Source organism: Zemynaea arenosa, from assembly GCF_004614185.1.
GTDB lineage: Bacteria > Pseudomonadota > Gammaproteobacteria > Burkholderiales > Burkholderiaceae_D > Telluria > Telluria arenosa.
The window spans coordinates 1-5,606 of sequence record NZ_SPVF01000170.1 but is presented as its reverse complement, the minus strand read 5'-3'; the positions used below and the strand labels follow the sequence as shown (position 1 = coordinate 5,606).

At 67.0% G+C, this 5,606-nt stretch carries 4 protein-coding genes; 1 reads left to right on the top strand and 3 read right to left on the bottom strand.

Annotated elements, in window-relative coordinates; genetic code table 11:
* A partial coding sequence (locus tag E4L96_RS13620) for an HlyD family secretion protein (protein ID WP_229414467.1) occupies positions 1–1,083 on the bottom strand: 1,083 nt, incomplete at its 3' end.
* 62 nt (positions 1,084–1,145) lie between these two features.
* Positions 1,146–2,798: an MFS transporter gene (locus E4L96_RS13615; RefSeq protein WP_135207770.1), complete on the bottom strand. Its 1,653-nt coding sequence runs from the start codon at positions 2,796–2,798 to the stop codon at positions 1,146–1,148.
* Between the two features lie 227 nt (positions 2,799–3,025).
* Here E4L96_RS13615 and E4L96_RS13610 point away from each other — a divergent pair, with 227 nt between their 5' ends.
* Positions 3,026–4,204 (top strand): dienelactone hydrolase family protein, encoded by a 1,179-nt coding sequence (locus E4L96_RS13610; protein ID WP_229414466.1) that lies wholly within the window; start codon positions 3,026–3,028, stop codon positions 4,202–4,204.
* On the opposite strand, the gene E4L96_RS13605 is transcribed toward E4L96_RS13610, so the two are convergent.
* Positions 4,201–5,520, bottom strand: coding sequence for an MFS transporter (locus E4L96_RS13605; RefSeq protein ID WP_135207772.1), 1,320 nt, complete (start codon positions 5,518–5,520; stop codon positions 4,201–4,203). The genes E4L96_RS13610 and E4L96_RS13605 overlap by 4 nt on opposite strands.
* Between the last annotated feature and the right edge of the window lie 86 nt (positions 5,521–5,606).

Genomic DNA, 5,606 nt, shown 5'->3' with positions numbered 1-5,606 from the left:
GCCAGGAGCGGGTGGCTGGCGGGCGGGGTCGGGGGTGGCGGGGCCGGGTTGGCCGTGGCCGCGCACTCCTGTGTTGATGGTGGCGACCACCGACATGCCAGGCCGCAGCCGCTGGGCCAGCGGCTGGTTGGCGTCGATCGCCACGCGCACCGGTATCCGCTGCGCGATCTTCACGAAATTCCCGGTCGCGTTATCCGGCTGCAGCACCGCAAACTCGGACCCCGTGGCCGGCGCAATCCGCTCCACATGCCCGCGAATCTCCGCATGGTCCAGCGCATCGACCGTCATGGTCACCGGCTGCCCCACCTCCACGTGCGCCATCTGGGTCTCCTTCAGATTCGCGATGACCCACATCTGATCCGGCACAATGGCCGTCACCTGCGTGCCCGCGTTCACGTACGCACCCTGCCGCACCGCCACCTGCCCCAGTTGCCCATCGCGCGGCGCCAGCACCAGCGTATTGGACAAGTCGATCTCCGCCAGCTGCACCGCCGCCTGCGCGTTCGCCACCGCCGCCTGCAGCGAGGCACGATTGACGCCCACCGACTTCTCATTCTGCCGTGCGATGTCCAGCGCGGCCCGCGCCTGCTCCACTGCGGCCACGGCCTGCGCCCGCGCCGCCCGCGCCGCATCGCGCTCGCGCGCCGACAGGGACCCATCCGCGGCCAATTCTTCCACCCGCCGCAGATCCGCCGCCGTGCGATTCGCCAGCGCCTGCGCATTCGCCACTGCCGCCCGATTCTGTTCGATGGCCGCCGCCGCACTGCCCCGCTGCTGCACTTGATTGGACAGCGCCGTGCGCTGCACCTCCAGCTGCGCGCGTGCCTGCTCCAGCCGCTGGCGGTAGATGCGGTCATCGATGCGCACCAGCAGATCGCCGCGATGCACGCGCTGGAAGTCCTGCACCGCCACCTCCACCACATAACCTGACAGCTGCGGGCTGATGATCGTCACCTGCCCGCGCACCATCGCGTTCTCCGTCGACTCCACCGAAGTGCGAAACGGCGGCAGGTTCCACGCATACAGCACAACGAGCACCCCGAGCAGCGCAATCACCGCAAACGCCACTGCGGGCAAAATCACGCTGCGCCGCGATGGCGGCGGCGGAGGAGGCGAATCCGTTGATGGCGAAGTATCAGCAGTACTCATGTCTTGACCGGAGAAGAAGAAGCCGCAGAAGGCGCCACCGGCGGCGGTGGCTGCAACTGGCGGTACAGGTAGATCGCAAACACATACAGCGCCGTCAGCACCGCCACCACGCCGATGACGGTGAACACATCGTTATAAGCCAGCACATTGGCCTCGCGCGCCGTCACCTGGGAGAGCGTGGCAAGCCCCTCGACATTGCGCAGCGACGGGTCCACCGTAGTGCGCCCATACGCGCCCGCATACTGCTGCACGCGCGCGGCCACCTGCGGGTCCATAAGCGAAAGATGCTCCACCAGCACGCTGGAATGGTATTTTTCTCGCGCCGTCTGCAGCGTGCCGAGAGCCGCGGCCCCCAGCAGCCCACCCATGGTCTGCGAAAGCCCCAGCATCACCGCAAAGCTCACGATGTTCTTGGGGTTGGCCAGCACCTTCCCCATCCCAAACACGACCGATGGCCCCATGAACATCACACCGCCGAAGGCCAGCAGGAACTGGCTCACATACATCTGCTCTGGGCGCGTGAGAGTGGTCGAATTGGCATCCATGAAGGCGCCGGTCGCCATGATCAGGAGCGCCACGATCACCGGCTCGTGCAGGTGCTGGGGATTGAGCGTGAGCGCGGAAAAGACAATCGCCAGCACCGTCGCCGACACCACCACGATGAACAAGGTGGTCAGCTGCTCATTGTTCATCCCCAGCCCGCGCATGAAGTTCACCGCGCCCACGCCCTGCTCCGACAGCACCAGCCGCACCAGCGCCATCACGAGAAAGAGCCGCAGCAGCGAGCCACTGGCCAGCCAGCGCAGATTCAGGAGCGGGCGCGCGCGATAGTGTTCGATCGCCATCGCCGCCGTAAGCAGAATGATCGCCCCCACCAGCGCCCAGCCTATCCAGGCCTGTTCATACCACCACTGGACGCGCCCCAGAGAAACCGCGGCACACAGCAGCGCAGCACCCGGCGCAAACAGGGCGAAGGTGACGAAGTCCATCTTCTCAAAAGACTTCATGCGCTCACTCGGCGGCAGCGGCAATCCAATCACGCAGGCCAGCGACACCAAGGCCAGGCCAAGCTCGAAGAGATAGAGTCCGCGCCATTCGCCCAGCTGCAGAAGCTCGTTGGAAAACAGGTACGCGATGGGGATGCCGAGCTGGGAACAGCCCAGCGAAATGGCAATACCCTTGATGCGCCACTCGCGCTTGAAGGCCTGCAGCGTGTAGTAGAGGCCCAGCGTGGTCAGCGCCGCACCCACGACGCCCGCCACCGCGCGGATCGCGATCGCCGAGCGCAGGTCGTTCACGAACAGGTGCGCGAAGGTGGTGAGCGCGTACAGCACCAGGAAGCCTTCCGTGAACAGCCGCAGCCCGAACTGCTGGCGGAACTTCACCAGCAGCAGATTCATGGACACATTGGTCATCGCATACGCGGCCGGCAGCCACGCGATCTCGGTGGTGAAGGCACCGAGCGTGCCCTGCAAATTGATGAGATTCACGGACACCAACGCGTTGCCCAAGGCGCCCGTGATATTGATGACCACTCCGACCAGAAAGAACAGCACGCGGTCCCGCAGCGGATGGTCCGGAGTGGCCGGGGAGCCCGGAATGACGGGCTTTTCGTGCGGCAGCAGCTCGCGCGCCTCGTAGCGTGACATCGCCCTTGGTCTCCCCCACCGACGCAAAAAAGCGTCAGTTCTGCGTTATTCCCTCAAAATTGCCAATCGTCCATTGCTCGCAGTCATTCACCTGCATAGAATCAATTCGAAATTCCACCCGGCAAGTGAGTAGTGGAGCCATGTTCGATACTGCCGCATTCCTCAAGCGATCATCTGTTCGCCACCTGACATCCGCACTGCTTTTCTCGGTCTGCATGACGCCTCTGTTGGCAACCGAGCAAGAGCTACCGCTGGATTACCGCCTCAATGAGCACATCGTGCTGATCCCGGCGGGCCCCAACCACCGCGCAATGATGGAGACCACCGTGTTCCAGCCCAACGGGCCGGGGCCGTTCCCGCTCCTGATCATCAATCACGGCAAGGACATGGGCCTGCCCAGCGACCAGCCGCGCGACCGCTTCATCGTGATGGCCACCGCATTCGTCAAGCGTGGCTACGCGGTGATCGTGCCGATGCGCGAAGGCTTTGCCGCGTCCACCGGGCGCTATGTGGACCATGGCTGCAACATGAAGGCCAATGGCTACCAGCAGGCGCGCGACATCAAGGACGCGGTGGAATGGGCGCGCCAGCAGAACTGGGTCGATGGGGACCGCATCGTCGTCGCGGGCCAGTCGTACGGCGGCATGGCGACCATGGCGCTTGGGACGCAGGAGGTGCCGGGTGTGCGCGGCCTGCTGAACTTTGCGGGCGGCCTGCGCGACAGCGACACGCGCTGCGACTGGCGCAATGAACTGGTGCGCGCGTTCACTGACTACGGTTCGAAGAACAAGGTGCGCAGCCTGTGGATGTATGGCGTGAATGATTCGCTGTTCGCACCGGACCTGGTGGCGCGCATGCATGACGCGTTTGTCAACGCGGGCGGGCAGGCACGCTGGATCGAATACGGGGCCTTCAAGCGGGACTCGCACGGGATGCTGGCCTCGCGCGATGGCGAGAAGGTGTGGTGGGGCGAGACGGAGCGCTTCCTCAAGCAGGTCGGCATGCCGACCGAGATCAAGTACGCGGTCACGCCGCCGCCGGCCATTCCGGCCACCGATTTTGCGGAGCTGGGGGATATCGACGCGGTGCCGTTCATTTCCGACAAGGGCCGGGCGGCCTATCGCGAGTATCTGTCCAAGGACACGCCGCGGGCCTTCGCCATTTCGGAGAGCGGGGCGTGGTGCTGGGCTGAAGAAGGCGAGGATCCCGATGGGAGAGCCCTCAAGACCTGTCAGGCGACCAGTGACAAGCCTTGCCGGTTGTACTCTGTCGATAACGACGTGGTGTGGGCCGGAGGCGCGGACGCGGGGCAGGAGCTCGCGGCGGGCAGCTCGGCGGGCACTGGCGCTACGGCTGGTGCAAGTGGCATGAGCGGGACGGCGGGATCGGTCACGGCGAGCCGCTAAGGCTGGCTTTCGTGCTCACGCTGCGGCGCCTCCGGGGTGCGGGCGGCGAGCAGCAGGGCGCAGGCGATCAGCGCGGCGGCGGCGGCGAACGTGAGTTGCGTGCCGCTGGCGATGGCGGGTGCGGTGGCGTGGACGATGTCCCTGGTGCCGACACCATAGGCAAACACCGCGCCCATCGCGGAGGCTCCGGCCAGCAAGCCGATATTTCTCGACAGGGTGAGCATGCCGGAGACGACGCCGCGGCGGTCAGCGGGGACGGCCGACATCACGCTGGTGTTGTTCGCGGCCTGGAACAGCGCATACCCTGCGGTCAGCACGACCAAAGGCAGCACGTAGGCTGCGACGCCAATCATTAACGACAATCTCTGCGCACTGGCGAGGCGGGTGGCCAATGGGTTCATCGCCAAGCCGGCAGCGCCGATCAGCATGCTGATCAGGCCCGCGCGCATGGCACGCCGCGCGCCCCAGCGGTCCACGAGGCGGCCACCGGGCACGCTAGTCAGCGCCGACACGATGGGCCCGCAGGACATCGCCAGCCCGACGCCCACCGCGCTCAAGCCCACCGCCCCGGCCAGGTGAAACGGCCCGACCACCAGCGTCGCCATCATCACCGTCATCACCATGCAGCTCATCGCACCCGCCATCGCCAGCGAGCGGTCGCGCAGCAGCGCCAGGCCGCGCCCCGCCCGCGGGCGATCTGACGGCGTTGCGGAGGCAGCGGGCAGCGCCGATGCGGCGGGCAGCGCAGATGCGGCGGTAGGCGCCGATGCGGCGGTAGGCGCCGATGCGGCGGGGAGTGCGCGCCAGGCAATCAGCAGCGCCGTCACGCCGAGGGGTACGTTCAGCAAGAAGATGCCGCGCCAGCCGCTCGCCGCGAGCACGAACCCGCCGACCGTCGGGCCGAGCGCGGTGCCGACGGCGGACATCGTACCCAGCAAACCCATGGCGCTGCCGGTGCGGCCGCGCGGCACGGCATCGGCGACGAAGGCCATCGTCAGCGCCATCAGCAGCGCGGCGCCGATGCCCTGCACTGCCCGCGCCGCAATCAGCACGCCGATACTGTCCGCCGCACCGCAGGCGAAGGAGGCCAGCGTGAACAGCGCCAGCCCGGCCAGCAGCATGCGCCGGCGTCCGGCCAGGTCGCCGAGGCGCCCTGCCGCCACCACCGAAACCGTCATCGCCAGCAGATACGCCAGCACCACCCACTGCGCATACTGAAACGGCACGCCAAACGCCTGCACCAACGCTGGCAGCCCCACATTCGCACTACTCGTCGCCAGCGATGGCAACACCGTCGCCAGAGCCAGCGCTCCCAGCGCCCAACCACTGCGCGCCCCTCCCGGCCGCGCCGCATCGCCCCTCCGGGCTCCCGCCTCGGCGTCGCCGCGCCTCGCAGCGACCC